The organism is Verrucomicrobiaceae bacterium, assembly GCA_016713035.1.
Taxonomy (GTDB): domain Bacteria; phylum Verrucomicrobiota; class Verrucomicrobiia; order Verrucomicrobiales; family Verrucomicrobiaceae; genus Prosthecobacter.
Genome location: JADJPW010000002.1, coordinates 539,301 through 563,489 on the forward strand (window position 1 = coordinate 539,301; position 24,189 = coordinate 563,489).

The window sequence follows — 24,189 nt, forward strand, 5'->3', positions numbered from 1 at the left end:
CGTTGAAGGCATCTCTTTGATCCACCATGAACGTCTCTCGTCTGCTCATCACCGTCCTGTTGCTCACGCTGATGCCTGCGTGCAGCCAGTCCTTCAAAAAAGCGTGGAAGAATCCGCCGTCATCCTCTGCGGTGAATGGAAAGTGGGAGGGCACATGGGTGAGTGCGGCCAATGGGCATCACGGGCGCCTGCGGGCGGTGGTGGCGGAGTCGGCCACGGGGCATGATTTTCACTACCACGCGACTTGGGGTGGATTCCTCAGCGGCAGCTTCAAGTCACCGCACAAGGTCGTGAGGCAAAAAAATGGCCGTTACAGATTTGAAGGGGATCATGCCATGCCGGAGTGGGCGGGTGGGAAGTATCACTACGCAGGCACGATCCGGGGTGATGACTTCAATGCGTGCTACGAGTGCGCAAAGGACAGAGGCACCTTCACGATGAAGCGGGTGAAGTGAAAATGCGGCTCGCTTCATGTTCCTAGGCGGTTTAGTGGGGCGGATGCCTTTTTCCGCACTCGGACTCCATCCCGCCATACTCACCGCCATCCAGGAGGCAGGTTATACTGAGCCTACACCGATCCAGTCCGCAGCGATTCCGGTCGTCATCGGCGGTGGTGACGTGATCGGCATCGCCCAGACGGGCACGGGAAAGACAGCGGCATTCACTTTGCCGATCCTGACCCGCCTGAGCGAGAAGCCACCCGCAGCAGATGGGCGTAGGCATACGCGGGTGCTGGTGCTGGCCCCCACGCGTGAGCTGGTGGCCCAGATCGAAGAAAATGTGCTGGCTTATGCCAAACACTTGCCGCTGCGCATCGCGAAGGTCTTTGGCGGTGTGGGTGAGAAGCCACAGAAAGACGCTCTGCGTGCTGGCAGTGACATCGTGATCGCGTGTCCGGGGCGATTGCTGGACCTGATGGGGCAGCGTTGCGCGGATTTTTCACGTTTGGAGCATCTGGTGCTCGATGAGGCGGATCGCATGCTGGACATGGGCTTCCTGCCAGACATCCGGCGCATCCTGCAGCAGCTCCCGCGCAAGCGCCAGACGCTGCTCTTCTCCGCCACGCTATCGAAGGAGATCGAGCAGGCTCACGCATGAGTTCCAGCAGCATCCGAAGACGGTAGCAGATCGGGAAACGCTCGAATCCAGCGGAGACGGTGACGCAGCATGTCTATGAGGTGGCGAAGCACTTGAAGACGAATTTGCTCCAGCACCTCCTGCAGGATGAAAAAATGCAGATGGTGCTGGTTTTCAGCCGCACGAAGCATGGCGCGGATAAAATCGCCAAAAAGCTCATGCAATGCGGGATCTCGACGGCGACGCTGCACGCGAATCGCTCGCAAAATCAGCGTTTGAAGGCGCTAGAGGACTTCAAGGCCTGCAAGGTGCGTGTTTTAGTGGCCACGGACATCGCGGCGCGGGGGATCGATGTGGATGGCATCTCGCATGTGGTGAATTTTGACTTCCCGCATGTGGTGGAGGATTACGTGCATCGCATCGGCCGTACGGGGCGTGCGCAGGCCATCGGAGATGCACTGAGTTTTGTCAGTAGCGATGAAATGGATGATTTGCGGCGGCTAGAGCGCTTCATTGGCCGTGGCATCACGCGGAAGCGTGCGGAGGGCTTCGATTATAAAGCGCCACCCACAGCACTCTCCGAGCCGCTGGAGCGGCGGGAGCAGCGCAGACAGAATCCGCGCCAGCCGCAGCGGCAACAACAGCGGAGTGGCCCACCACCGCATCGCGGTGAGCAGCGCTAAGTCCGCCACAGGGGCAGCAGCAACAGGGCCGCCGTGAGGACTCCTCTCGGCCACACGGTCAATCAGCGGCTCCCAGCCGACCCGCAGCGCCCCCAGCACCGCCATCTGCTGCAAAGCCGAAGACGCATAGCCTCTGGCGTAAATTGACTGGGCGCTGAGGCGTGACTTTGCCGCTGGATGTATGCGTTGTGCGGCAGCGTTCTGGACTGCTCCACCCCTGTGGAGCTTTTCGCAGGCTAGGCAACGCTCGAAAGCGCCAGAGGACTGGCGCACTCCAAAACGCTGACGCAAGCCTTCACACCTGAGGGTGCTTTAAGTCTATCCTCATGGAGTGCCTTTGACTGAATAGTTACGGCTGCGGCCTGCAAAGTGGCTCACACCGGATCTTTGCGCTTCAAGATGATGCGGTGGATGCCTTTGCGTAGCTGGGAGACATTAAAATTCACCAAAACGCCGCTGCGCAGATGGCTGAGGCGCAGATGGGACTCGAAGCGCAGTTTATCGAGTGCGGTGATTTCTTCCTGGGCGAGCACTTGGAGGAGTAAGCGGTCATGAATGACGAAATCCAGCCGCGCAGCAGCCTGAATGCGCCTACCACGATAATCAAAGCTGAGGGGTAGCCCGCGCTGCACATCCATCTCCAGATCCCGCAGCTCCACAGCCAGACATTCCTCATAAGCCTCCCGCGTGAGACCGGGGCCGAGGGTGCTGTGAACGGTCATACAGGCTCCGATGACGAGGTGAGGCAGGTCGGCGTCGTTCATTTTTGAGGGCAGATGGTGGTAAAACTCAACCACGGATCGACTAGAAGTCACGGAGCGTATTGCATCCGGCGCGGAAAAGAGGGGGAAGAGGCGGATGCAGCAGAACAGAGTTTTTCGTGTGTGGAGGAAAAACACGTTGCGTCGCACACCCTGCGTGCTCCTATCCGCGCTCCGAAAACTCGGAAATGGCTCGGTAGCTCAGTCGGTAGAGCAGGGGATTGAAAATCCCCGTGTCGGCGGTTCGATTCCGTCCCGAGCCACCTCTTTGCTCCAAAGTGAGCATCGAGTGTGGCATGCCGAAGATGCTTTTTTGACGATGGGGCGATTTACGGCCAAGTGGGGGGATGATCGGGCTCCAAGTCATCGCGCGGTTGCGCACCTGCTATACGGATAAATTCGGCGTGCCGAGGCAGTCGGGGCTAGCGCCGTCTGCCTGGGGTGTGGTGGAGTTTGAACCTGCTTTTCGCCGACCGGAGGCGGTGCGTGGACTGGAGGAGTTTAGCCATGTGTGGCTGATTACGCAGTTTCATCTGGTGGAGGAGGCGCATGCTTCGCTGACGGTGCGGCCGCCACGCCTGGGTGGGAATGAGAGGAGGGGTGTATTTGCGACACGTTCCCCTTTTCGGCCGAATCGACTGACGCTGAGTGTGGTGCGGCTGGAGCGTGTGGAGCTGGATGGACTGGAGGCTCCGCGTCTGCATGTGTCTGGAGTGGATTTGGTGGATGGGACGCCGGTTTTCGACATCAAGCCGTATGTGCGCTATGCCGATAGTGTGCCGGAGGCGCGGTGTGGCTTTGCGGATGCGGCCCCGGCTTTAGCGAAGGTGGTGTGGGCGTGTGAGAGTGCTGCGCCGGAGCTGGTGCGGCGGATCATTGATGAATCGCTGGCCTGTCAGCCGCAGCCTGCTTACCACGAGGATACGGGGCGTGAGTATGTGACGGAGATCGCGGGCTGGCGTGTGCGCTGGACGATGAGCGCGGCGGGATCATGCGTGCGGGCTTGTGAGCCGCAGTAGGCTGTTTTTTCACAGAAGCTCTTCAACGAAGCGCTTCGGGTCAAAGGGCTGGAAGTCTTCTACTTTCTCGCCCAGGCCGATGAAGCGGGTGGGGACGCCGAGTTCCTGCTGGATATTGACGAGGACGCCGCCTTTGCCGCTGCCATCGAGCTTGGTGACGATGACGCCGGTGAGGGGGACGGCTTTGTGGAATTCGCGGGCTTGCTGGAGGGCGTTGGAGCCGGTGGTGGCATCGCAGACGAGTAAAACCTCATGCGGGGAGGTCTGATCACGACGTCCGAGGATGCGGTGAATTTTTTTCAGCTCCTCCATGAGGTTGTGCTTGGTGTGGAGGCGGCCTGCGGTGTCGCAGAGGAGGTAGTCGGCCTTTTCCCGCACGGCTTTTTCATAGGCATCGAAGCAGACGGAGGCAGGATCGCTGTTGGGAGGGCCTTTGACGAGGGGGATGCTGAGGCGCTCACTCCAGACGGTGAGCTGCTCGACGGCGGCGGCACGGAAGGTGTCTGCGGCGGCTAGGACGACTTTTTTCCGCCGTGGTGGAGGTGGTGGGCCAGCTTCGCAGTGGAGGTGGTCTTGCCGGTGCCATTCACGCCGACGATGAGGAGCACTTTGGGCCGATCTGGGAACGGGGAGAGGGCAGGGACGCTCTCGGGCAAGATTTTCCGCACATGCTCACGGGCGACTTGGACGATGTCCGCGCCGTGGAGCTGGCGCTGGCGTGCTTTCAGGTCATTGACGATCTGAATGGCGAGGCGTGGCCCTAGATCGCCTGCGACGAGGCTTGCCTCCAGGTCATCCCAATCGATGTCAGGCTTGGTAAAGCGCTGGAGGAGAGATTTGAAGAAACCGGCCATGTGGATGGCGGTATGATATTACTTCGTGAGAGCGCCGACTTTGAGGGCGAGGCGGCTCTTGAGACGGGAAGCAGTGTTTTTGTGCAAAACGTTGGTTTTGGCAGCTTTGTCCACGGAGGCGGCGAAGGCACTGAGGTTAGCGCTGGCTGCTGCGGCATCCTTTTTGTCCACAGCGGCGAGGACGTTCTTGCGCAGAGTGCGCACACGGCTTTTCACTGCCTGATTGTGGGCGGTGCGCACGGTGGTCTTGCGGATGTTCTTTTCAGCGGAGCGGATGTTGGCCATAGGAGGGGGCGGGGAAAGGGGGGCGCGAGAATGGGCGCCGCTTCCAGGGTGTCTATCTGGAATCCAGGTCTGGGAAGGAAGCCGGTATATTAAAAGGGGAGGGAAAGGGTGGGGAGCATTTTTTATGTCTGGATTGGCTAGGTTCGGGCTGGCGTGTCTGAAAACGTTCGCCAACATGGGTGGCGTATCGCTGTCAAAAAATCGCAATGTCCACACCACTGAATGATCCTTACGCCTTCCAACTTGCTGGTTTCAGCGAGCATGATGTGCATGAGATTCTCTCGGATCTGGATTACCTGCATCGAAACAGCCGGTGGACGCATCGGCGGGACCAGATCGAGCAGATGATCGTGGAGTCGCCGGTGTTGTTGGTGGATTTCCTGCGCAGCGTGAGCCCCGATACCGTCCGAAATGCCATGATCCCCCGCCGGGTGAAGGAAATCGTGCTGCGTTAAGCGGAAAAAGGCCGCGAATTTCGCCAAATCGGCGGTTGCAAAGGCATTGAGTGACTCCATAATCGCCGCCCTTCCGCAAGGAAGGAGATGGGTAGGTGCCCGAGCGGTTAAAGGGGGCAGACTGTAAATCTGCTGGCTTACGCCTACGCTGGTTCGAACCCAGCCCTACCCACCACCTTGATTTATAAGGCTTCCAGCGAATCAAGGTGGTGTCGGACGGTGTGGGGGAAAATCGAGTGTGCTCAAAATGTGCTCACTTTTTCTGCCCGGCTCCGGTAATTTGAGGGCTTTGCCCATCCGAACACCGAAACCGGAAAACAACCGTCACATCGTCATCCGGCGCGGTGATCCGCGAAAAATCGGCGCTCCCCTGATGGATTGCCCGAAGTTCTGTCATTCCGTCATTTTGCGCCATCCGATTGAGCGATCCACCCCGCTCCCCAGCTTGGAACGATGATCCTCCCCAAAAAGAGGAAAGATGTTGTCACCCTGTCACTGATTTGAACTCATCAGCGCACAAGAAAGAACAGGTTCGGTATTCGGATAGGGGCAAAAGCAGGGGACAAAATGATTTTTTGCACCTCACCCACGAACAGGGAACGGGACGATATACCTGTTCTGAGCGGGACTGGGGGCAAAAGATTCCTTTGCCGGGTGGGGAGAGGGACAAACTTCGTTGCGCGTTGTCGCAAAGCGCAAATTGCGACACCAAAGCGCAACTGACGACAGCCCTTTGCGTGTTTGCGCGTCGCTTTGGAGATGTCGCGACACGACGCAGAAAAGCCGGGAGACGCAAAACCCGACTGAAGAGGGGCGGCACAAAAAGATTTCTTATACCCCCTCCCCCCCTCATGTCCGCAGGCGACGGCATGACAGCCGTGACGGCCTTCTGGCAATGAATAGTGAGGGGCGCGGGGAGTGCGGCATTTCACAGCGGCATCACACACATTGCCAGCTCATCAGCCGACAGCGGCGGCAGCGCGTCAGTGCTCCAGTCGATTTGTCCCGAAGGATACCAGCCGACAGCCAAGAGGATGTTCGCTTTGCCGTCGCGCTTCATCTCCAAAATCCTTGCAATGTCTGGAGCGACCACGGCCAAGGCCCGCGTGAGAAAGCATCTCTCGTCATTGCTGCCACCATGCCCGAAGTCTCCGAATATGAACCTTGCCGCATTGTAAACGATGTCAGCGCCACATTCGCGAGGCTTGCCACGGCCCATGCCCCACCTCACCAGTTGAACCGTCGCCCGCAGACGACGGAAGTTCTGCGGACAGATGAAGGTGAAGAAGTTCAGCAGCGCGGCCCGATCCTCAGCATTCGGCACACGTTGCACAGCGGCGATCTCAGACGCGCCAGCACCCGCGCACAGCAATCGTTCCATATCCGCCGCGCACAGCGTCACAGATGCCACTGGAGCGCATTCAATGCGGAGCCAGGTCTGTGTCATGATGCTTGGCCCTCCACAGGCGGCAGGATGCGCCAGAATCGTTTATTGCCATGACGGTCTGGCTTCTCCACCCGGCCGGGATAACGCGTCATGATGCGACTGAGAACACCGCCAAGCCGCTCGTTCGGGAACAGGCGGTCAACCTCCGCCCCTCACAGCGCCTTCTCCGCTGGCCTTGTCCACCATCATCAGGCGGATATTGCTCGCACTATCCTCGATAGCCTCACAATCGGGACTCCAGAACAGCAGTTTATCAATCACCGCCATGGCCGTGCTCTCGGACTCGTTCGCGTTCATGTCGGCCATCAGGCCGGGATGCAGGAATGACCGTAGCCCAAAGCGCACGCCGTCCAGCTCCCGCAGTTCGTCCGGCACCTGCATGGCAATGGCATCATGCAGAAAGGCCGGGATTTCTTCAATCAACTGCTTGATCCATCGTTCCTGTTCCAAGTCATCACTTGGCCGTGTGACCGGATGGCACCTCAGCAGAATCACCTTGTCGGCAATGTCGGCATCGTCCAGCGGCGGCAGCATCGCTAGCCTGTCCGGTTCATCGTTCAGCGAGATGGAGAGACGCCATCTCGGATCAAGAGTCATTTGGTCAACGCCCTTGGGATGCACCGATTGCCCCCGGTTCGCCACGAAGCTCTTGATCTTCTCCGCGAGGTTCATACGGGCGCGGTAGTCTTTGCTCACCAGCTCGTCAGCCAGATACAGATGCTCACTGCTAGCCAGGTCTGCCGTAAAGTCTTTGTCCTTCACCAGAACCAGCGCGGCCTTGGCCTTCCGACCGCCTAGAATCGCCGTGATGATGCGCTCTTGGAACATCGTCTTGGAGGCAGAGCGCGGCCCCGCCAGAATCAGACAGTGACCGGAAAGCGTGCGATCCTCAGCAATGCTTCGCCAAGCCCGCGCCAGCCATAGCGTCAATGTCTTGAGCTGAATTTCTCCATGATCGTCTTTTCCCACCCCTGCCAGCTCTGATAGCAGACGCCCAAGCGCAGGATAATCACCTGCTTTGGGTTGCGGCAGTTTCGGCGGCACCGTGACGAGCAAACGAACGCCGTTCATCTCACGCAATCCGGCACCGTAGCCCGCCAGCGGCATTGCCACATCGACTCCGTGACTCGATTGCACCCGTTGAATCAGATGATCATGCGCGGATGTCAGCTCTCCATCCGCATTCTTGCCGCTGATTCCATTTAGTCGCAGGAGGCGGCGGAAATCTTCGACGCCGTGCTCTTGAAATCGACCGGCACCGTCCAGCCAGAAGTACTTGTCCCCCTTCGACCGATGGTAAACCTCGAAAGGGATCTTCACGGCGTCGTAATCCGTGTCCGATGTGCTGGCTTGTGTCTCGGCAGTCTTACCCGCTTTCGGCTTGGGTGCAGTCGCAGCGGCCTTGCCGCGCTTCTTCTTCATCGCCTTGGCCTCAGCCGTTTTTGACGGGTCAAAAACGGGCGCGGCCTTGCGCTTGGATGCTGGAGTCGGAGTTGATTTCATAGCGTCGGCATCACCTCCACGTCTCTTTGCTCCAGCGGCAGTTTCAGGAAGTCGTTTGCGTCCTTCACTCCGAACGGCTCGAAGTCGAAAGCATCGACCATGCAGCCCGCCTCAGTGAGTTGTGCGGCCCATTCAGCGGCAGCACGTCGGCCCGCTTCATCCGCATGGGCAAAGACTCGCACCCGCCGTTGTCGGAGCTGTTCGACCACGGGTGCGGGGATGCGCATTGTTGCACCCAAAAAGCCCAGCAAGCCGCTGTCCATGCGCTCCTGCTCACAGATGAGCTGGAACAGCGAATCGAAGTCAGGCCCGCCCTCCGCGATGCCCACCACAGACACCGATGGCGTGAGCGTCTCCATGCCCAGCGGCACCACAGCACAGGAGCCAGGTAGCGACCACGATTTGAACTCATGCTTGTCCCTGTGCCACATATCGCCGTCCAAACGGCGAGCTTGTGCCACACGTCCGCACAGCGACCGCAGCACCCATGCTCGTTGTCCCGCCAGTTCGCAGAACCGCAAAAGGCCCATGCGCTGCATGTCCCGCAGACAAGCCTCGCTGAAACCTCGTTGGGCGGCGAGGGTGGCAATGGTTGAATCAGCACCGAGATGGAACTGCGGCCATGCCTTCCGCTTCTCTTTCTTCACGCTAAAATCCCCCCATTCATCAGCCAGGGGAGCGGACTCGATTCGTTGCACTCGCGCACCCATCGCCGGCGAAAAATGGCTCTCACCCCCAGCCAGTGCGATGAACTTTTTCACCGCCTCATCAGCACCGATGCCCAGCCACTCAGCGATGAAATCCGGCCCGTCTCCTGCGCTCCCGCACCCAAAGCAGCGAAAGCGACTCAGCCGTGAGTGAAAGTTGAACGAGGGTCTGGAATCGCCGTGCTTATGACGATCCGCGAAGGGACAGCAGAACGTGCTGCCATCACGCTCTGGCACGATGCCAGGGACGTTCAGCATTCTGAACAACTGCGGCAGCGACAACCGCGCCTTGGCTTCCTCAATGGAGAGTTTCATGCTGCCCCCTCCAGTTTGAGCACATCCGAGAGGCGGTATCTCACCATCCGCTCGCAGAGCTGGACTCTCTTGAGCAAGCCGCGCTTCTCCATGCGCTTGATTGTTTCGATGGAGCAGCAAAAACGTGCTGCCAGTTTTTCGCGGTCGATGAGACCTTGAACCGATGCTGTGTCTTGTGTGGTCTTAGCCATGCAAGAGGATGCATTGTCAAAGACCGTGGATATACCCGAACACCGTTCAACGATGTTCGGGTATATCTAAAACGGGATGTATTCTTCGCCGCGTTCTTCAGCTTCAGCACGCCAGCGCATCTCTTGTGACGCTTCAAACTTTAACCGCGCACCTTCAGTTTTTGTTGCTCGGAGTATCTTGAAATTGCCTTTTGGATTCTCGATTACAAACCTCTCAAGAGGCTCCGGCTTCCTTGGTCTTCCGGCTCCTTTTTGGCTCTTGAGGAAGTCGAGTTTGCATCGCTTGAAATATGCAGGCCAATCTTTCGAGCGAATCTTCAGTCCTAAACTTTTCACCGCCCGAATAACAGCCTCCCTGGATGGATTTCCCTGCCAGTCATGCCAAAGTTCGACCGCCATTTCGATGATCGTCTCTTCATTCGTTTGTGCCTTTTTTTCGTCGTACTCCACGGCGCTCCCCAAATTTGATGGCCGCCACTTTTTCAAGAGCATCGAAGAATCCATGATCTTTGTTGAGGTATGCCAATACCATCGCACGTCCGCACTCCTCAATAATCTGGTGCATCCCCAATTGCCCTTCCATTGAAAACGGTTTTTCTATCTCAAATTTCGACCACTCATTTCGCGTCACCTCCTCCAAACGAATAAACCTTCCGCGACGTGGGTTTTTCTCGTCAGATAGATAATGCAGACCAGCAAAGACTTTTCCGATGTCGAGTTTTTCATAGACCTTGAGCACTCCCAAATGGCTGACTTTCGGTCGTCGCTTCTGCTTCAATTGTTCAGCGCGATTCATCGCCATCTCCCATGCCGTGCCGGGACGGGGAGAGCCTTCATCGTTCCACTGCACTTCGGATTCGTCACCATTATATGGCTCGTGGACTTGCCACTCGATTTCCTCGACCGTCTTGCGCTTGGCTCCGCTTGTTTGTGATCTAGGTTTCTTCGATTGCTTTTTTGTCATGCCTCCAAGATGCCAACACGTCCTGACTCGTCATGCGCTTTTCTGCTCTCCTATTCGTGACAGTGTGACAGCAGATTTTCAAAAACCACCGCCACCGCTCTCGTCTCAGTGAACCTTGCGTTGCGCCTTCTTTTTCACATCGGCCACCGCATCAGCACCCGCCACCGCTCCGGCCCCGAAGTCAGCAGCGACTACGTTGTCAGCGACCGGCGCAAAGAACGCCGCCAGTCCCGCTGTGACGGGGATTTTCTTGTCGGCATACAGCTTGCTGGTGATGCGGATGTCGGAGTGCCGCAGGTAGCGGGACGCCTTCCAGATGCCGTCTCGGCTCGCTATCACGGCACCGATTTCTTTCCTCAGCGTATGGATGGGGCGGATGCCGTTGACGCCTTGCAGCCGCAGCCATGCCAGCAGTCTCTGGTGTGTCGGCTCACAGCGGTAGCCACGGGTTTCCCGTTCCTGCATGGTGGTGATGCGGATGCGTTTCGACGGCTCCAGTACGAACGAGCTTTGAGCCTTTGCCATGTAGCCCTGAAACAGGGCGCAAAGCTCCGGCTCTAGGTCAATGTCGCCAGCACTGTCTTTGCTTTTCAGCCGCTTGTGCTCCGTATCCTCGATTACCAGCACCCGTTTCCCAAAGTCGAACTGACTCCACATCAGGGTGTCAGCCTCGCTTCGCCGCAAGCCGCAGACAAGCGTGAGTAGTAGGAGCTTAAAGGCTTCCGTGTCTTGCGCAGCCAGTTCGCTCTGTGCGGCTTGTAGAATTGCCTCAGCGTCGATTTTGGAGCGGTAGCGCAGGCTTGGCTCTGGCTCCGCAGAAACACCCTCAAAGAACAAAGGGGAGGGGAGTTGCATTTCCTGCTCGATGAACGGGCGCACCTTTTTCGCAAGCAGGGCTTTCGCATTCCGCACCAGCGAGTTCACCGTCACCGCAGCGCGGCCCCGTGCTTCCGGCGTGCGTGCCGCTTTCATGAACTTGTTTCGCCACGCCAGCACAGCAGCGGGAGTCAGGTCTGCCAGCGGCTTTGCGTCGATTTTCTCCAGCCATGCAGCCCGTCCGCCCTTAAAAGCGTCGAACTTCTTCCCGCCTGTGATCTCCAGCACCCCCACGGCGATCCTACGCAGTGCCTTGGCGTAAGCCCCCATGCTCTCAGTGCGGGCACTGGAAAGGCGCATGCTCGCCGCAATCAAGCTCCCCACCGTCGCAGGCGGCAGCGTCTCGACCTTGGGCAAAGCCTTGGGCTTGTGCAGTCTTAGCGCATCCTCCCAGCCCTTTCCGACCACATCCCGGTAAATGGCTGCCGCTTTGCTCGCCGCTTCTGCCTTGTTCGCCGTGTGGAGCCTGAAACCGCTCCCGCCGTCCAGCGTAGGAGAGCTGGCAGGAATAGTCAGCATCCGCCATCATCACCCCCCTTGGCATTCCTGCGGGTCAACTTGAACAGCCGCTTGCCCGAAAGCCAGTAATTAGCGCTCGTTTTGCTCTTGGCGGCGAACTGGCCCGAATCCTCAGAAGTGAGCACACTCGTGAGTGTGCTCAAAATGTGCTCACTTTTTCTGCCCTGTTTTGTGCTTTCCTGTTTCATGGTGATTCTCTCAAATGGCGCTGTAACCCTTGTATAATGGGCTTTCCGTCGGCACAAGAGGGATCATGGCGAATCAGGATGAAACACGCAAATGAAAGACTGTAAATCTGCTGGATTACGCCTACGCTGGTTCGAACCCAGCCCTACCCACCATCTCCTAAAATCAAGGGTTCCAGCGCTTCGCTGGGGCGCTGGAGATGGAAGCAAAAAAATCCGCTGTTCACTGGCTGTGCACTTTTACGGTTCAGTTTGCCTCTACGAGGGGCGTCTCATCTCGACATCTGGCTTCACGCTGCTGCTGCCAGGGCACAGGGCTTGATGCGGTCCAGCACGGGCCGCATGGCGTCCTCGGCGAGCTGGCGGTCGTAACTGGACTGGAGATTGAGCCAGACCTCGGCAGGCCAGGCAAAGTAGCGGGAGAGCCGCAGCGCGGTATCGGCAGTGATGGAGCGTTTGCCCTTCACGATTTCGTTGATGCGCCGTGGCGGCACGCCGATGTCTTGCGCCAGCCGGTATTCGGACAAGCCTAGGGGCGCAAGGAAGTCCTCCTGGAGCACTTCGCCGGGGTGGATGGGAGCGTGTTTTTTCATGGCAGGTATTTCGACTTCATGCGGCCCGTCTGACTCCCAGAGGAAGCAGATGCGCCATTGATCGTTGATGCGGATGGAGTGCTGGCCTTTGCGGTCGCCCTTGAGGGCTTCCAGCCGATTTCCCGGCGGCACGCGGAGCTGGAGCAGCTCCGTGACGGCGTGGAGCTGGGCGAGCTTCCGCAGGGCAGTGCGCTGGATGTCCGGCGGAAAGGCGCGGACTTTCTCCCGCCGGAACAGCCGGGCAGTGTCGTCGCAGGCAAAGGAACGGATCATGCATTGAGGTGTAGGTATAATAACGGGCGGCGTTATGGGTGACAAGTGGGAAGTCAGGGGTGAGCAGGACTTGCGTCGGATGGCTCCCCCACTTCCTATGTTGTGGGGATGCGGATTCGTTTCTTCTGCTTGCGCTTCTGGGCGTGCTCCCGTTCTTCGGGGCACTTCTCGTCATGAAAATCACTTTCTGCGGTGCTGCGGGCACCACCACTGGATCAAAGCATCTCATCGAGGTCAATGGACAGCGCATTTTGCTGGATTGCGGGCTATACCAGGGCCGCAGGTCGGAGGCGATGGAGAAAAATAAGAGCTTCCCCTTTGATCCAAAGTCGGTGGACTGCGTGGTGCTCTCTCATGCCCATATCGATCACTGCGGGGCTCTGCCACATCTGTGTAAGCTGGGATTCGATGGGAATATCCACTGTACACCGGCCACGCGGGATCTATGCAGCATCATGCTGCCAGATGCGGCGAAGATCCATGAGAGTGACATCGCCTGGCTGAATAAAAAGCGTGCGGATGGCTCCCCAGAGCTGGAGCCGAGCTACACGGTGGTGGATGCGGAAAAGTGCATGCGGCAGTTTGTGACGGCATCCTATCACCGGCCGCAGCATGTGGCGGAGGGTGTGAAGGTGACCTTCATCGACGCGGGGCATGTGCTGGGTAGTGCACAGGTCATCCTAGACATCACGGACCGGAATGCGGGCGGGAAGCAGACGCGTTTACTCTTTTCTGGCGACATCGGCAGGCCTGGGAATGACCTTTTAAATAATCCAGAGGCCAGTGAGGGGATCGACATGGTGATCATGGAGAGCACCTATGGTGGGCGGAAGCATGAGCTCAGCACAGAGGCAGACGAGCACCTATCGCAGATCATCCGCCGCACCCAGCAGCAGCGTGGCAGGCTCATCATCCCGGCATTCGCAGTGGAGAGGACTCAGCAGATGCTGTGCTGCCTAGATCGCCTGATCCATGAGGGGCGCATCAGCTCGGTGCCGACTTATGTGGACAGTCCGCTGGCGGTGAAGGCGACGGAGATTTTCCGCCTGCATATCGACGATTTGCGCCCTGAGCTGCGTGACGCTGTCTTTATGCGGGATGATCCTTTTGGCTTCGAGGGGCTGCGCCTCGTGCGGTCTGTGGATGAGTCCAAGAAGCTCAACAAGACCAAAGGCGCGGCGATCATCATCAGCGCCAGTGGTATGGCGGAGAGTGGACGCATCCTGCATCACCTACGCAATAACGTCACGAACCCGAAGAACATCATCCTCTTTGTCGGCTACTGCGCGGAGAATACTCTGGGCTGGAAGCTGCGCCAAGGGCACCCACGGGTGAATATCTTCGGCGAGGAGTTCCCCGTGCATGCACAGGTCGAGACGCTGGATGCTTTCTCCGGCCACGCGGATCATGATGAGTTGCTAGAGTGGTTTGCGAGGGTGCAGGGGCCGAAAAAGCGTGTCTTCCTGGTCCACGGCGAGCCTGAGCGCTCCGAGGCGCTGAAGGCTGGTCTGGAGATGTCCTTCCCTGGGCATAAGGTCGATGTGGCGCAGCACATGCAGACCGTGGATCTCTAAAATCATCTCCCTGGTGGGAGATGGTGCGCGGTACAGGGTTCGAACCTGTGACCCCTACCATGTCAAGGTAATGCTCTACCACTGAGCTAACCGCGCGAGGTGACTTTTTTTGTCGTGGGCGGAGTCTAAAGCGCAGGTGCGGCCTGCGGGCAAACAGAAAATGAATAAGCGACCGACAAGTCGCATGAAGAGCCGCCCAATCCGGCCCTGTGTGTCTCCTTTCTCGCAGGCTTGACACCGCCCCTGGCCTCCCCGACTTACTGCGCCCCTCAAAATCCCCCTATGCCCCGCCGAATCACCTACCGCGACGCTATCCGTGAAGCCCTCGATGAAGAAATCGCCCGCGATCCCATGGTCGTCGTGATGGGGGAAGAAGTCGCCCAATACAACGGTGCCTACAAAGTCACCCAAGGCCTCTGGGATAAGTGGGGAGACAAGCGCCTCGTCGATACACCCATCAGCGAGGCCGGCTTCATCGGCATGGGCATCGGTGCCTCCATGCTCGGCGTGCGGCCCGTGATGGAGCTGATGTTTTGGAGCTTTTACACCGTCGCCTGGGACCAAATCGTCAATAATGGAGCCATGGTTCGCTACATGTCTGGCGGTAAGATCAACTGCCCCATCGTCATCCGTGGCCCGGCCAATGGCGGCACCAGCGTGGGAGCTACGCACTCCCACACGCCAGAGAACATCATGGCGAACTTTCCCGGCATGAAGTGCGTCTGCCCCAGCAATGCCTATGATGCCAAGGGCCTCATGAAAGCCGCCATCCGCGACAATGACCCAGTCATGTTCATGGAGAGCACTAAGCTCTACGGCGAAGAATGGGATGTGCCCTCCAACGACGAGCTCCCCGGTGGTGAGCTTTTCATCCCGCTCGGTCTGGCCGATGTGAAGCGTCAGGGCACCGACATCAGCCTCATCGCCCACGGCAAAGCTGTCATCACCTGTCTCCAGGCCGCACAGATCCTCGAGGAAGAGCATGGCATCCACGCCGAGGTCGTAGATCTGCGCACCATTCGCCCGCTGGATGAGGACACCATCCTCGAATCCGTCGCCAAGACCCACCGCGCCGTCTATGTGGAGGAAAACAAGCCCTACTGCGGCATCGGAGCCCAGATCGCCTACATGATCCAGGAGCGCATCTTTGATGAGCTCGATGCTCCCGTGCAGCGCGTGTGCAGCCTCGACTCCCCCGCGATCTACAGCCCGCCGCTGGAGGCCATTCAGCTTCCGACCGCAGATGTCGTGGTGGCGAAGGCGCTGGGGATTTGCTGATCGCGGGTTCGTTTCAAGTTTCAGGTCCCAAGTTTCAAGTTGGTGCCCATTCGCGGCGTTTGCAGGTCTGCCTGTTACTTGAAACATGAAACTTGGAACCCTCGCCTTCCTCGCCGCAGCATCTTTTGCTGCCGCACGTCCGAATATCATCGTCATCCTTTGTGACAACCTCGGCAATGGCGACATCGCTTGCTTCAATCCGCAGACGAAGCACCGCACGCCGAATCTCGACAAAATGGCTGCTGAGGGGCGGAAATTCACCAGCTTCTACTCCGCCAGCGGCGTGTGCACACCGAGTCGTGCGGCCTTGATGACAGGCTGTTACCCGCGCCGCGTCGGCCTGCACATCAGTGCCATCGGCGCAGCCGTTTTGCAGCCCGTCGCCACGCGGGGCATTCATCCCGGCGAGGAGACGATGGCAGAGCTTTTGAAGCAAAACGGCTACGCCACTGCCTGCTTCGGCAAATGGCACCTCGGCGATCAGCCGGACTTTTTGCCCACGCGCAACGGCTTCGATTCCTACTTCGGTATCCCTTACAGCGAGGACATGGTGCATGACAAATTCCCGGAAAAAGGCTGGCCCCCGCTGCCGCTGATGCAGGACGAAAAAGTCATCGAAGCACCCGTCGCGGCAGAAACACTCACGCAGCGCTTTACCGAAGCCGCTGTGAATTGGATCCGCCAGCACCGTGAGCAGCCTTTCTTCCTCTATTTCCCCGAAGCAGGCCCCGGCAGCCGCAAGGAGTGCTATCCAGGCCCCGCCTTTCGAGGGAAATCCGCCAACGGGCTCTACGGCGACTCCATCGAGGAGCTCGACTGGTCCACTGGAGAAATCCTCCAGGCACTCAAAGACAACCATCTCGACGAAAATACCCTCGTCATCTGGACCAATGACAACGGTGCCGTTAACCGCACTCCCGCCCAGGGCAGCAACGCCCCCTATAAAGGCATGGGCTACAGCACCAGTGAAGGCGGCCAGCGCATGCCCTGCATTGCTCGCTGGCCCGGCAAAGTGCCCGCTGGCACCACCTGCACCCAGCTTTGCACCATGATGGATATGCTCCCGACCCTGGCCGCAGTCACCGGTGCCAAACCTCCGCAAAAGCCCATCGACGGCCACGACATCCGTCCATTGCTCTTTGGCGAAAAGGACGCCCACTCACCCTACGACGGCACCGGATTCTTCTATTTTAATGTCAAACAGCTCCAAGCCGTCCGCGAAGGCGATTGGAAGCTTTATTTGCCCCTCAGTGACAAAGGCGGCATCGGCACCGCCAAAGGCAAAAAGCCCATCGAGCAAAAAATAGCCCTCTATGACGTCCAAACCGATGTCGCCGAAGAAAACGACCTCTCCGCCCAGCAGCCAGGAATCGTCCAGCGCCTGCTCCAGCGAGCTGAGGCCGCCCGTCGCACCCTCGGAGACGGCGATGCCCGTGGCAGCCAGCAGCGTGAGGCCGGCCATGTGGAAAAGCCCACTCCACGCGTGAAAGCCGCCCACTGAGCCCATTCCCCACGCCGCTCTCCGCGAGAACGTCTGTTGACGCTCCCCCAGCCGCCCGCTAACCATTCGTGACCTCATCCCCATGCAGGAAAACTATCTCCCCATCCTTCTCCAAGTCCTCATCGCCGGCGGATTCGCTGGTGCCACCCTACTCGTCTCTGCCCTACTCGGTAAATCTGCTCGTAGGAGCCAGATCAAAGACAGCGCCTACGAGTGCGGCATGCTGCCCATCGGCGAGAGCCAACCACGCTTCAGCGTGAAGTTCTACATCGTCGCGATGCTCTTTGTCCTCTTCGACATCGAGGTCGTCTTCCTCTACCCTTGGTCCGTCGTCTATAAAGACTACATCACCGTCTTTGATAGTGCCTCCATCCTCCTCGTCGCCTTCAGTTTTGCCCTCATCCTCCTCGCTGCCTTCGGCTACGCCTGGAAAAAAGGCGTCCTCGACTGGAAATCCTAGCTCCCTACCGGTCCATCGCCGGATTCGCCGCACATGATCTCCTACCTCAGCCTCTTTCAGCTCAAGCCCGAGGTCACCCCCGAGCGGCTGGAGACCATGATGGCACAGACACGGGTGCTCCTTCTTCGCGTGCCCGAAGTCCTCGCCGTCAAGACCGGCAAACGCGTCAATCCCTCCGACGAATGGCCCTGGTTCGTCCAAATCGAAGTCGAAAGCATGGACAAGCTCGCCATCTGCCAGGACGACCCCTACTACTTCAAATTCCGCGAAGAAGTCCTCAAGCCCCACATCGCCGAGCAGGAAACGACCGCCTTCGAAATGGAGCCGCAAAAAAACGTCAAATACTCGTAGAAACTACCCGCTAACCGAGAACCGGGCACCCCGAACTTCCCATGAACGCCACCGCTCTCGAACACTCCCAGCACATCCTCGATGCCATGCTCGGCTACCTCGGCTTTACTGCCCAGATCGAGCCCGATGACGGTGCCGACGGTCCCACCCTCCAGATCCTCACCGAGGATAGTGAGCGCCTCATCGGCCGTCGTGGTGAAGTGCTCGAAGACATCCAATACCTCGTCAATCGCGTCCTCCAGCGTCATATTAGTGATGCACCGCGCATCCGCGTCGATGTCGAGTTCTACCGCTCCATGCGTGAGGATAAAATGATCGCCCGTGCCAAAGAGCTCGCCTCCCGCGTCCGCTCCACGGGTCAGCCAGCCGACCTCCCGCCGATGAACAGCTACTACCGCCGTCTCATCCATCAGGTCTTCGTCGATGACAGTGAGATTGTGAGTGTCAGCGCTACCGGAGATGCTCGCTTCAAGCGCATCATCCTCAAGCGCCGGGAAAAATAATCCCCTTCTCATGTAATCGCCCCTTTACGAGGCCCGCCCTTTTTGATTAATCTCGCATTCCTCGCTTTTTCCCCACCCACCCTAGACCCATCATGAAATTGAGCCGCTTCCTGCCCGCCCTGGTGATCACTGCGATCTCCAGCGGTGTACTCCATGCCGACATCGTCACTTTGAAAGACGGCAAAAAGCTCGAAGGCACCATCCTCGAGCAAAATGACGCCGGCGTGAAGATTAAGTACAAGGTCACGCCTAAAATCTGGGACGAAAAAATCGTCCCCATGGCCGACATCGCTCCAGGCGGCATCATGAAGGAAAAGCCTGAGGAAGTCGAAATCAAAGAGCTCCTCACCCTCACACCCACGGCCGACCTGATGACCGCAGAGGCCTACGAGCAAGTCATCCAGGACCGCCTCCGCCCTTTTGTGAACCGCTATCCAGGCTCCCCCCAGGCCGCGCAGGTCCAGAAAATGATCGATGAACTCCAGGCGGAAAAAGAAAAAGTCATCGCCGGAGAAATCAAGATGGACGGCAAATGGCTCGCCAGTGCCGATGCCCGTGCCGAGAAATACAACATCGACGCCTACCGCATTCGCCAAGCCATGAATGATGCCGCCAAGGCCGGAGACTTCAGTGCCGCGATGAAGCAATTTGAGAGTTTCACCGCCGCAGGCTCCTCCCACTTCCTCTCCATCCATTACCCCAAGGCCGTCGAAGAAGTTATCGCCCACCTCACCGACTATGAGTCCAAACTCAATCAGATGGCACGCGACCAGCCCACCCTTCAAAAAAACCGCGATGACAACCTCAAGCGGCTCACTGAGCCCGATCTCAGCCGCACGAAATCAGCTATCGAAAAAGAAAAAAACGCAGCCGAGGACAAATACGACTCTGATAAGCGGGACGCCAAATGGGCGACTCCCTACAAATACAACATCAAGCAGATCAAAGAGCAGCAAAAACTAGCCTCCACGGAAAGTGCCAAGCGCAAAAAAACCGATGTCGCGGCCATCACTGCCATCAATGACCAAATCCACATCGCCATTGGTCATTACTACAACAACAAACTTCAAGAAGGCTACGCTGCGCTCAATGCCGCCCAGCGCCTCATCACGCCGACTATCCCCATGCAGTATGCGCAGGAAATCCAGAAATATGGCCAAGCCTTCATCGCCAAAAACTACGAAAACCAGGCCAAAGCCGCCGCCCAGGCAGGAAGTGCTGCTGCTAGTGCCGCAGGCACCCCTGGAGTAGCCCCCGCAGGTGGCACCGATGACGCCGTAGCCCGTGCCCTTCAGATGGCCAGCGGAGGAGCGGCTCCTGTCGCCGCTCCTGGAGCTGTAAACCCTGCCGCTCCCGGGGCCTACCCGCAGCCCACACCTGGCGTCCCTCCCCAGGTAGCCCCCGGCACTGTCCCCGGAGCCTATCCCCAGGCTGTCCCTGGCGCAGTGCCAGGAGCCGCTGTTCCCGGTGCTTATCCCCAAGCAGTCCCTGGTGCAGTGCCAGGAGCCGCTGTTCCAGGAGCCTATCCACAAGCCGTTCCTGGTGCAGTGCCAGGAGCCACTGTTCCCGGTGCCTATCCACAGGCCATTCCTGGAGCTCTCCCTGGTGCCACAGCGCCCGGTGCCATGCCTGCAACGGATTACAGTGCCATCATCAACCCACCCGTTGAGGAAGGCGGCATGGACCTCAATACCATCCTCATGATCGCAGGTGGTGTCGTTGTCGTCGTCCTTGTGCTCGCTGTCGCCCTCGGCGGCAAAAAGAAGAAATAAGCACATTCAGACACCCTTTCGCTAAAACCCGCTCTGTGCCCCAGAGCGGGTTTTTTGTCGTATAGGGTCGTTTCTGGTGTAAGTGGGCCTCGTGTCACCTGCTGCTCTTTTTTTCATCACCGTAGCTATAGGTGCCATTTCGGCCACTTCGGTGCCTGCGCAGGTCACTATCAATGAGCTGGCGGCCAATCCTAGTGAGCGCATCATTCGCTGGAGCACCACGGGTGTCCCCTCCATCGGCAGTGGCCCACCTTGGAGTGCCGCTGAGTTTGATCACAGTGCCTGGAGCACTGGCACGCAGCCCATTGGCCATGGCGTCACTGGTTTGGGCACCGATCTGACCACCGAGATGAGTGGCAAAGCCTACTCGCTCTACCTGCGCAAAGAATTCACCGCCACGGAGGCCCAAGCCACCGCCACCACACTCCTGCGCCTGCAAATCGACTACAACGATGGCTTTGTTGCCAGCATCAACGGCATCGAAATCTCTCGCAAAAATCTCGGCCCCGCAAAACACCACGTCTATGCCACGCAGCGTGCCTACAACGCCGCCACCACCACTGGCTTCAGTGATTTACTGACTGTGCCGGCGAATCAAGTCCTCGTGACCGGCACCAATGTCCTCGCCATCCAGGTGCATAACTACGACCTCGCCACGAGCCTGAAACTCGATGCCGCACTCAGCCTCAGTGGCGGAGCCACCTTCATCAGCAGTGGCGCGGCGGGCGGCGTGTGGCGCTACTTCGTCGGCCATCATGAGCCCAGTGGCATCGTCGTGGACACCATACTCGTCACGCAGCCCTTTCCCACACCACCCGGGAAGCATGAGGACTACGAAGACCCACAAGAAGCCCGTGACTGGATCGAGCTGCGAAACGCCAGCTCTAGCCCCATCGACCTCACCAGCTGGACCCTCACCGACAGTGCTGCCCAACCCGCCAAATGGTCCTTTCCAAATGGCGCCACACTCCCCGCAAGTGGCTACCTCATCGTCATGTGTGACAACCGCTTTGAGGCCAATGGCAGCAGCACCGCCACCTACCTCCACAGCAATTTCACCCTCGAAAAAGACGGCGGCAGCCTCCTCCTTTACCAAAGCGGCAGCCTTATCGACTCTCTGACCTATCCCGCCGGACAGCATGCCCACACTACTTTCGGGCGCAGTGTCAGCGACGGTATCACGCCCGTCTTTTTCGAAAAAGCCACACCCGCCGCAGCTAACAGCGGCACCGAGCACACCGCACGCACCGCCGCCATCACCGCCAGCCTCCCAGGTGACTTCTACGACACCGCACAGACCGTCACTCTCACCTGCACCACCCCTGGCTCCACCATCCGCTACACACTTGATGGCAGCGACCCCACCGAGACCAGCACGGCCTACTCAGCGCCCATCAGCATCCCATTCATCAATGACAAAACCGGCACCGTCCTGCGTGCCCGCGCCTTTGCGCCCAGCCTCCTGCCTGGAGAAATCGCCACCCACACCTACCTCATCGCCCAAAACACCGCCATCAGGACTCTGCCGGCCACACTCATGACCGCCAGCGGCACCCGTGTCTTTTATAAGCCCCATGGAGTCCTCAGCATCGAAGGCGGCACCCGCGATGCAGATGCCCAGTGGCTCCCCGCAGGCCCAGAGACCTACAACATCGCCATGCTCGAAGGCGACCCCGCCGAGCGCGAAATCGCCCTCGAATACCACTACCCAGATGCCACCCCCAGCGTCTCCATCCAGGCTGGCATGCGCCTTTCCGCCAGTAATTACACACGTCCCCGGCTACGCCTCCTCTACACCAGCAATTCACCCTGGATATTCAATCAGTGGGAAGAAAAGCCCAGCTTCAATCTCTACTTCCGCAGCGCCTACGGCCCTGGAAAGCTCAATCACAGCATCTTCCCCGGCTACGACATCACCCGCTTCGACAAACTGCGCCTCCGCTCCGGCAAAAACGACAACTTCAATCCCCACATCACCGACGAGCTCTGCCGCCGCATCCTCATGGCCATGGGGCATGAAGGCGTCATCGGCCGCTGGACCTCACTCTACCTCAATGGGCAATACAAAGGCTACTACAACATCGTCGAGCGCATCCGCGAAGACATGCTCCGCGAGCACTACGGCGGCAGCGCCGTGTGGGACGTGATCGACAACAACGAAGTCGAAGACGGCGATCGGACCGACTTCGATGACCTCTTCAGCACCACCCTCGCCGCAGACCTCACCATCCCTGCAAACTGGGCCGCTGCAAAGAGCCGCCTCGATCTCGATAACATCTGTGACTACTTCCTCATGAAAATCTACGCGGCCATGTGGGACTGGCCCGCCAACAACTGGGTCATGGTCCGTGAGCAAAGCTCTGGCCCGAACTCCCTCTGGCGCTTCATCGACTGGGACAGCGAGGGCGGCTTCAACGCCATCGGCTACACCGGTCAGGGGGTGTCCTACGACGTCATCGCCAATCAATTCGCTACCAGTGACCGCACCCTCCGCATCCTCTTCAATAAACTGCGCACCAGCGCCGAGTTCAGGCTCAAATTCGCCGACCGCGTTTACAAGCACATGTTCAACGGCGGAGTGCTCGATGACCGTGGCAGCACCTTTTGGCTGAAGACCCAAAAAGACGCCCTCAAAGCCCAGGTCCAGCCCATCCTCACCTACACCACGGGTCAGGCCTTCAATGAGACGTGGTTCGGCACCTGGACCGCACCCACCACCGGCCGCCGCACCTATCTCCTCGGCCCCAACGGCACCCAACTCGCCACCTACGGACTCTGGCCCGCCACCACAGCCCCCGCCCTCAGTCTTCCCAGTGGCAATGTCGCCCAAGGCACCACGCTCACACTCAGCGGTAGCGGCGGAACCATCTACTACACCACCGATGGCACAGATCCGCGCCTCGAAGGCGGAGCCATTGGACCCACCGCCACCACTTACAGCAGCGCCATCACCTTAAACACCACCATCACACTCCGCACACGCACACGCAGTTCCCTCGGAGAGTGGTCCCCCCTCAGCGAAGCCACCTACACCATCGACCCCGTCCCACCCAGCGCCACGAATCTCGTCATCGCTGAAATCATGTACAACCCACCCAGCGCCACACTCACCGAGACCCAGGCACCCGACCCCATCACCAACGGCGACGACTTCGAATTCATCCGCATCCAAAACATCAGCACCGCACCCGTCCTACTCGCCCAGCTCACCCTCGCCAACGGCATCAGCTACACCTTCAGCAGCAGCGGCTTCACCAGTCTCGCACCCGGCCAAAACATCCTCGTCGTCAAAAGCCTCATCGCCTTCCGCAAACGCTACGGCACTGCCTACAACGGCATCATCGCCGCCGGAGCATACAGCGGCGGCATCAGCAACAGCGGCGAAACCATCGAGCTCCGCAACAACGGCACCCTCCTCCACAGCGTCACCTACACCGACACCGCACCCTGGCCCCGCAGTGCAGATGGCTTTGGCCCCAGCCTCCTTTTGGTCAATCCAAGCACAGCACCCGATCACGCCAACGTCGCCAACTGGACCGCCAGTGCCAGCGCTGGTGGCCAGCCCGGCGGCACACCGCATACACTCACCTGGGCCGCGTGGCGGGACCTCAGCTTTCACCGCACCAACGACCCCACTGAAATCAAAGACCCCGACGACGACCCCGATGCCGACGGCATCAACAACGCTCTCGAATACGCCCTCGGAACCCCTCCCAAAATCAACGACGCACCCACCACCGCGCTTCCACAGCCCACCCTCATCGAAATCAGCGGCCAGCAGTACCTCGCCCTCATCTGCCGCATCAATCCCGCCGCCAGCTCTGCCACCCTCACCGTCGAAACCAGCCCCACACTCCAAATCGGCACCTGGAGCACCGGCCCCGGCCACACCGAGCTGTACAGTGCCCCCACCGCCACAACGGGAGGCTTCCACCTTTTTACCACCAGAGCCGCCGCACCTCTCAGCAGCGAAAACACCCGCTTCATGCGCCTGAAGGTCACGCTGCCATAAATCGTCATCCGACACCTGTCGGACATTTTTC

General features: G+C 58.9%; 22 protein-coding genes, 3 tRNA genes and 2 pseudogenes. 14 read left to right on the forward strand and 13 right to left on the reverse strand.

The window, feature by feature from the left end:
- The first annotated feature begins 26 nt into the window (after nt 1-26).
- Together IPK32_09315 and IPK32_09320 are read left to right on the forward strand one after the other, a co-directional pair.
- Complete coding sequence (locus IPK32_09315) at nt 27-455, forward strand: hypothetical protein (protein ID MBK8092159.1); 429 nt, start codon at nt 27-29, stop codon at nt 453-455.
- Nucleotides 456-498: 43 nt separating this feature from the next.
- Nucleotides 499-1,760, forward strand: a pseudogene (locus IPK32_09320) (DEAD/DEAH box helicase).
- A 374-nt stretch (nt 1,761-2,134) separates the two neighbouring features.
- Here the strand turns inward: IPK32_09320 and IPK32_09325 are convergent.
- Entirely contained in the window at nt 2,135-2,524 is a 390-nt protein-coding gene (locus tag IPK32_09325) for a GxxExxY protein (protein MBK8092160.1), read from the reverse strand.
- Between the two features lie 187 nt (nt 2,525-2,711).
- Between IPK32_09325 and IPK32_09330 the strand changes: the two genes are divergently transcribed.
- Nucleotides 2,712-2,784, forward strand: a tRNA-Phe gene (locus IPK32_09330).
- 84 nt (nt 2,785-2,868) lie between these two features.
- Nucleotides 2,869-3,540, forward strand: coding sequence for a tRNA (N6-threonylcarbamoyladenosine(37)-N6)-methyltransferase TrmO (gene tsaA, locus IPK32_09335; protein MBK8092161.1), 672 nt, complete (start codon nt 2,869-2,871; stop codon nt 3,538-3,540).
- 9 nt (nt 3,541-3,549) lie between these two features.
- On the opposite strand, the pseudogene ftsY reads toward tsaA, so the two are convergent.
- Both ftsY and rpsT read right to left on the reverse strand, forming a co-directional pair.
- Nucleotides 3,550-4,394: pseudogene (gene ftsY / locus IPK32_09340) on the reverse strand (signal recognition particle-docking protein FtsY).
- An 18-nt stretch (nt 4,395-4,412) separates the two neighbouring features.
- A complete protein-coding gene (gene rpsT, locus IPK32_09345) occupies nt 4,413-4,679 on the reverse strand; it encodes a 30S ribosomal protein S20 (GenBank protein MBK8092162.1) in 267 nt (88 codons plus the stop codon).
- Nucleotides 4,680-4,885: 206 nt separating this feature from the next.
- On the opposite strand from rpsT, the gene IPK32_09350 reads away from it, so the two are divergent.
- Together IPK32_09350 and IPK32_09355 are read left to right on the forward strand one after the other, a co-directional pair.
- Nucleotides 4,886-5,134: a hypothetical protein gene (locus tag IPK32_09350; protein ID MBK8092163.1), complete on the forward strand. Its 249-nt coding sequence runs from the start codon at nt 4,886-4,888 to the stop codon at nt 5,132-5,134.
- Between the two features lie 89 nt (nt 5,135-5,223).
- Nucleotides 5,224-5,309 (forward strand) — tRNA-Tyr (locus tag IPK32_09355).
- Nucleotides 5,310-6,062: 753 nt separating this feature from the next.
- Here the strand turns inward: IPK32_09355 and IPK32_09360 are convergent.
- The 9 genes from IPK32_09360 to IPK32_09400 all read right to left on the reverse strand — a co-directional run bounded on the left by IPK32_09360 (nt 6,063) and on the right by IPK32_09400 (nt 12,707).
- Nucleotides 6,063-6,581: a hypothetical protein gene (locus IPK32_09360; protein MBK8092164.1), complete on the reverse strand. Its 519-nt coding sequence runs from the start codon at nt 6,579-6,581 to the stop codon at nt 6,063-6,065.
- Nucleotides 6,582-6,719: 138 nt separating this feature from the next.
- Entirely contained in the window at nt 6,720-8,084 is a 1,365-nt protein-coding gene (locus tag IPK32_09365; GenBank protein MBK8092165.1) for a hypothetical protein, read from the reverse strand.
- Complete coding sequence (locus tag IPK32_09370; GenBank protein MBK8092166.1) at nt 8,081-9,106, reverse strand: hypothetical protein; 1,026 nt, start codon at nt 9,104-9,106, stop codon at nt 8,081-8,083. Before IPK32_09370 ends, IPK32_09365 begins: the two co-directional genes overlap by 4 nt.
- On the reverse strand, nt 9,103-9,297 hold the full coding sequence (locus IPK32_09375) for a hypothetical protein (protein MBK8092167.1): 195 nt from the start codon (nt 9,295-9,297) through the stop codon (nt 9,103-9,105). The genes IPK32_09370 and IPK32_09375 overlap by 4 nt, the downstream gene beginning before the upstream one ends.
- Before the next feature lie 66 nt (nt 9,298-9,363).
- Nucleotides 9,364-9,747 (reverse strand): hypothetical protein, encoded by a 384-nt coding sequence (locus tag IPK32_09380; protein ID MBK8092168.1) that lies wholly within the window; start codon nt 9,745-9,747, stop codon nt 9,364-9,366.
- Nucleotides 9,713-10,261, reverse strand: coding sequence for a hypothetical protein (locus tag IPK32_09385; GenBank protein MBK8092169.1), 549 nt, complete (start codon nt 10,259-10,261; stop codon nt 9,713-9,715). The genes IPK32_09380 and IPK32_09385 overlap by 35 nt, the downstream gene beginning before the upstream one ends.
- Nucleotides 10,262-10,366: 105 nt before the next feature.
- Nucleotides 10,367-11,656 carry a tyrosine-type recombinase/integrase gene (locus tag IPK32_09390; protein ID MBK8092170.1) on the reverse strand — a complete coding sequence of 430 codons (1,290 nt, stop codon included), beginning with the start codon at nt 11,654-11,656 and terminating at the stop codon, nt 10,367-10,369.
- Nucleotides 11,650-11,844: a hypothetical protein gene (locus tag IPK32_09395; protein ID MBK8092171.1), complete on the reverse strand. Its 195-nt coding sequence runs from the start codon at nt 11,842-11,844 to the stop codon at nt 11,650-11,652. Before IPK32_09395 ends, IPK32_09390 begins: the two co-directional genes overlap by 7 nt.
- A gap of 287 nt (nt 11,845-12,131) precedes the next feature.
- Nucleotides 12,132-12,707: a HigA family addiction module antidote protein gene (locus IPK32_09400; protein MBK8092172.1), complete on the reverse strand. Its 576-nt coding sequence runs from the start codon at nt 12,705-12,707 to the stop codon at nt 12,132-12,134.
- Between the two features lie 173 nt (nt 12,708-12,880).
- Between IPK32_09400 and IPK32_09405 the strand changes: the two genes are divergently transcribed.
- On the forward strand, nt 12,881-14,281 hold the full coding sequence (locus IPK32_09405; GenBank protein MBK8092173.1) for an MBL fold metallo-hydrolase: 1,401 nt from the start codon (nt 12,881-12,883) through the stop codon (nt 14,279-14,281).
- Between the two features lie 21 nt (nt 14,282-14,302).
- Here the strand turns inward: IPK32_09405 and IPK32_09410 are convergent.
- Nucleotides 14,303-14,377, reverse strand: a tRNA-Val gene (locus IPK32_09410).
- Between the two features lie 186 nt (nt 14,378-14,563).
- Between IPK32_09410 and IPK32_09415 the strand changes: the two genes are divergently transcribed.
- The 7 genes from IPK32_09415 to IPK32_09445 all read left to right on the forward strand — a co-directional run bounded on the left by IPK32_09415 (nt 14,564) and on the right by IPK32_09445 (nt 24,158).
- Nucleotides 14,564-15,559, forward strand: a complete 996-nt coding sequence (locus tag IPK32_09415; GenBank protein ID MBK8092174.1) for an alpha-ketoacid dehydrogenase subunit beta — start codon at nt 14,564-14,566, stop codon at nt 15,557-15,559.
- A gap of 85 nt (nt 15,560-15,644) precedes the next feature.
- Nucleotides 15,645-17,060 (forward strand): sulfatase, encoded by a 1,416-nt coding sequence (locus tag IPK32_09420; GenBank protein MBK8092175.1) that lies wholly within the window; start codon nt 15,645-15,647, stop codon nt 17,058-17,060.
- 82 nt (nt 17,061-17,142) lie between these two features.
- Nucleotides 17,143-17,520: an NADH-quinone oxidoreductase subunit A gene (locus tag IPK32_09425; protein ID MBK8092176.1), complete on the forward strand. Its 378-nt coding sequence runs from the start codon at nt 17,143-17,145 to the stop codon at nt 17,518-17,520.
- 33 nt (nt 17,521-17,553) lie between these two features.
- Nucleotides 17,554-17,871, forward strand: a complete 318-nt coding sequence (locus tag IPK32_09430) for a Dabb family protein (GenBank protein ID MBK8092177.1) — start codon at nt 17,554-17,556, stop codon at nt 17,869-17,871.
- Nucleotides 17,872-17,912: 41 nt separating this feature from the next.
- Nucleotides 17,913-18,374, forward strand: a complete 462-nt coding sequence (locus IPK32_09435) for a single-stranded DNA-binding protein (protein ID MBK8092178.1) — start codon at nt 17,913-17,915, stop codon at nt 18,372-18,374.
- Between the two features lie 92 nt (nt 18,375-18,466).
- A complete protein-coding gene (locus IPK32_09440) occupies nt 18,467-20,146 on the forward strand; it encodes a hypothetical protein (protein ID MBK8092179.1) in 1,680 nt (559 codons plus the stop codon).
- A 91-nt stretch (nt 20,147-20,237) separates the two neighbouring features.
- A complete protein-coding gene (locus IPK32_09445; protein MBK8092180.1) occupies nt 20,238-24,158 on the forward strand; it encodes a lamin tail domain-containing protein in 3,921 nt (1,306 codons plus the stop codon).
- Nucleotides 24,159-24,189: the final 31 nt, after the last annotated feature.

Excerpts from the sequence above, each read along its gene's own strand:
- IPK32_09315 (MBK8092159.1), top strand. The coding sequence starts at position 27 with ATGAACGTCTCTCGTCTGCTCATCACCGTCCTGTTGCTCACGCTGATG.
- IPK32_09325 (MBK8092160.1), bottom strand. The coding sequence starts at position 2,524 with ATGAACGACGCCGACCTGCCTCACCTCGTCATCGGAGCCTGTATGACC.
- tsaA (MBK8092161.1), top strand. The coding sequence starts at position 2,869 with ATGATCGGGCTCCAAGTCATCGCGCGGTTGCGCACCTGCTATACGGAT.
- rpsT (MBK8092162.1), bottom strand. The coding sequence starts at position 4,679 with ATGGCCAACATCCGCTCCGCTGAAAAGAACATCCGCAAGACCACCGTG.
- IPK32_09350 (MBK8092163.1), top strand. The coding sequence starts at position 4,886 with ATGTCCACACCACTGAATGATCCTTACGCCTTCCAACTTGCTGGTTTC.
- IPK32_09360 (MBK8092164.1), bottom strand. The coding sequence starts at position 6,581 with ATGACACAGACCTGGCTCCGCATTGAATGCGCTCCAGTGGCATCTGTG.
- IPK32_09365 (MBK8092165.1), bottom strand. The coding sequence starts at position 8,084 with ATGAAATCAACTCCGACTCCAGCATCCAAGCGCAAGGCCGCGCCCGTT.
- IPK32_09370 (MBK8092166.1), bottom strand. The coding sequence starts at position 9,106 with ATGAAACTCTCCATTGAGGAAGCCAAGGCGCGGTTGTCGCTGCCGCAG.
- IPK32_09375 (MBK8092167.1), bottom strand. The coding sequence starts at position 9,297 with ATGGCTAAGACCACACAAGACACAGCATCGGTTCAAGGTCTCATCGAC.
- IPK32_09385 (MBK8092169.1), bottom strand. The coding sequence starts at position 10,261 with ATGACAAAAAAGCAATCGAAGAAACCTAGATCACAAACAAGCGGAGCC.
- IPK32_09390 (MBK8092170.1), bottom strand. The coding sequence starts at position 11,656 with ATGCTGACTATTCCTGCCAGCTCTCCTACGCTGGACGGCGGGAGCGGT.
- IPK32_09395 (MBK8092171.1), bottom strand. The coding sequence starts at position 11,844 with ATGAAACAGGAAAGCACAAAACAGGGCAGAAAAAGTGAGCACATTTTG.
- IPK32_09400 (MBK8092172.1), bottom strand. The coding sequence starts at position 12,707 with ATGATCCGTTCCTTTGCCTGCGACGACACTGCCCGGCTGTTCCGGCGG.
- IPK32_09405 (MBK8092173.1), top strand. The coding sequence starts at position 12,881 with ATGAAAATCACTTTCTGCGGTGCTGCGGGCACCACCACTGGATCAAAG.
- IPK32_09415 (MBK8092174.1), top strand. The coding sequence starts at position 14,564 with ATGCCCCGCCGAATCACCTACCGCGACGCTATCCGTGAAGCCCTCGAT.
- IPK32_09420 (MBK8092175.1), top strand. The coding sequence starts at position 15,645 with ATGAAACTTGGAACCCTCGCCTTCCTCGCCGCAGCATCTTTTGCTGCC.
- IPK32_09425 (MBK8092176.1), top strand. The coding sequence starts at position 17,143 with ATGCAGGAAAACTATCTCCCCATCCTTCTCCAAGTCCTCATCGCCGGC.
- IPK32_09430 (MBK8092177.1), top strand. The coding sequence starts at position 17,554 with ATGATCTCCTACCTCAGCCTCTTTCAGCTCAAGCCCGAGGTCACCCCC.
- IPK32_09435 (MBK8092178.1), top strand. The coding sequence starts at position 17,913 with ATGAACGCCACCGCTCTCGAACACTCCCAGCACATCCTCGATGCCATG.
- IPK32_09440 (MBK8092179.1), top strand. The coding sequence starts at position 18,467 with ATGAAATTGAGCCGCTTCCTGCCCGCCCTGGTGATCACTGCGATCTCC.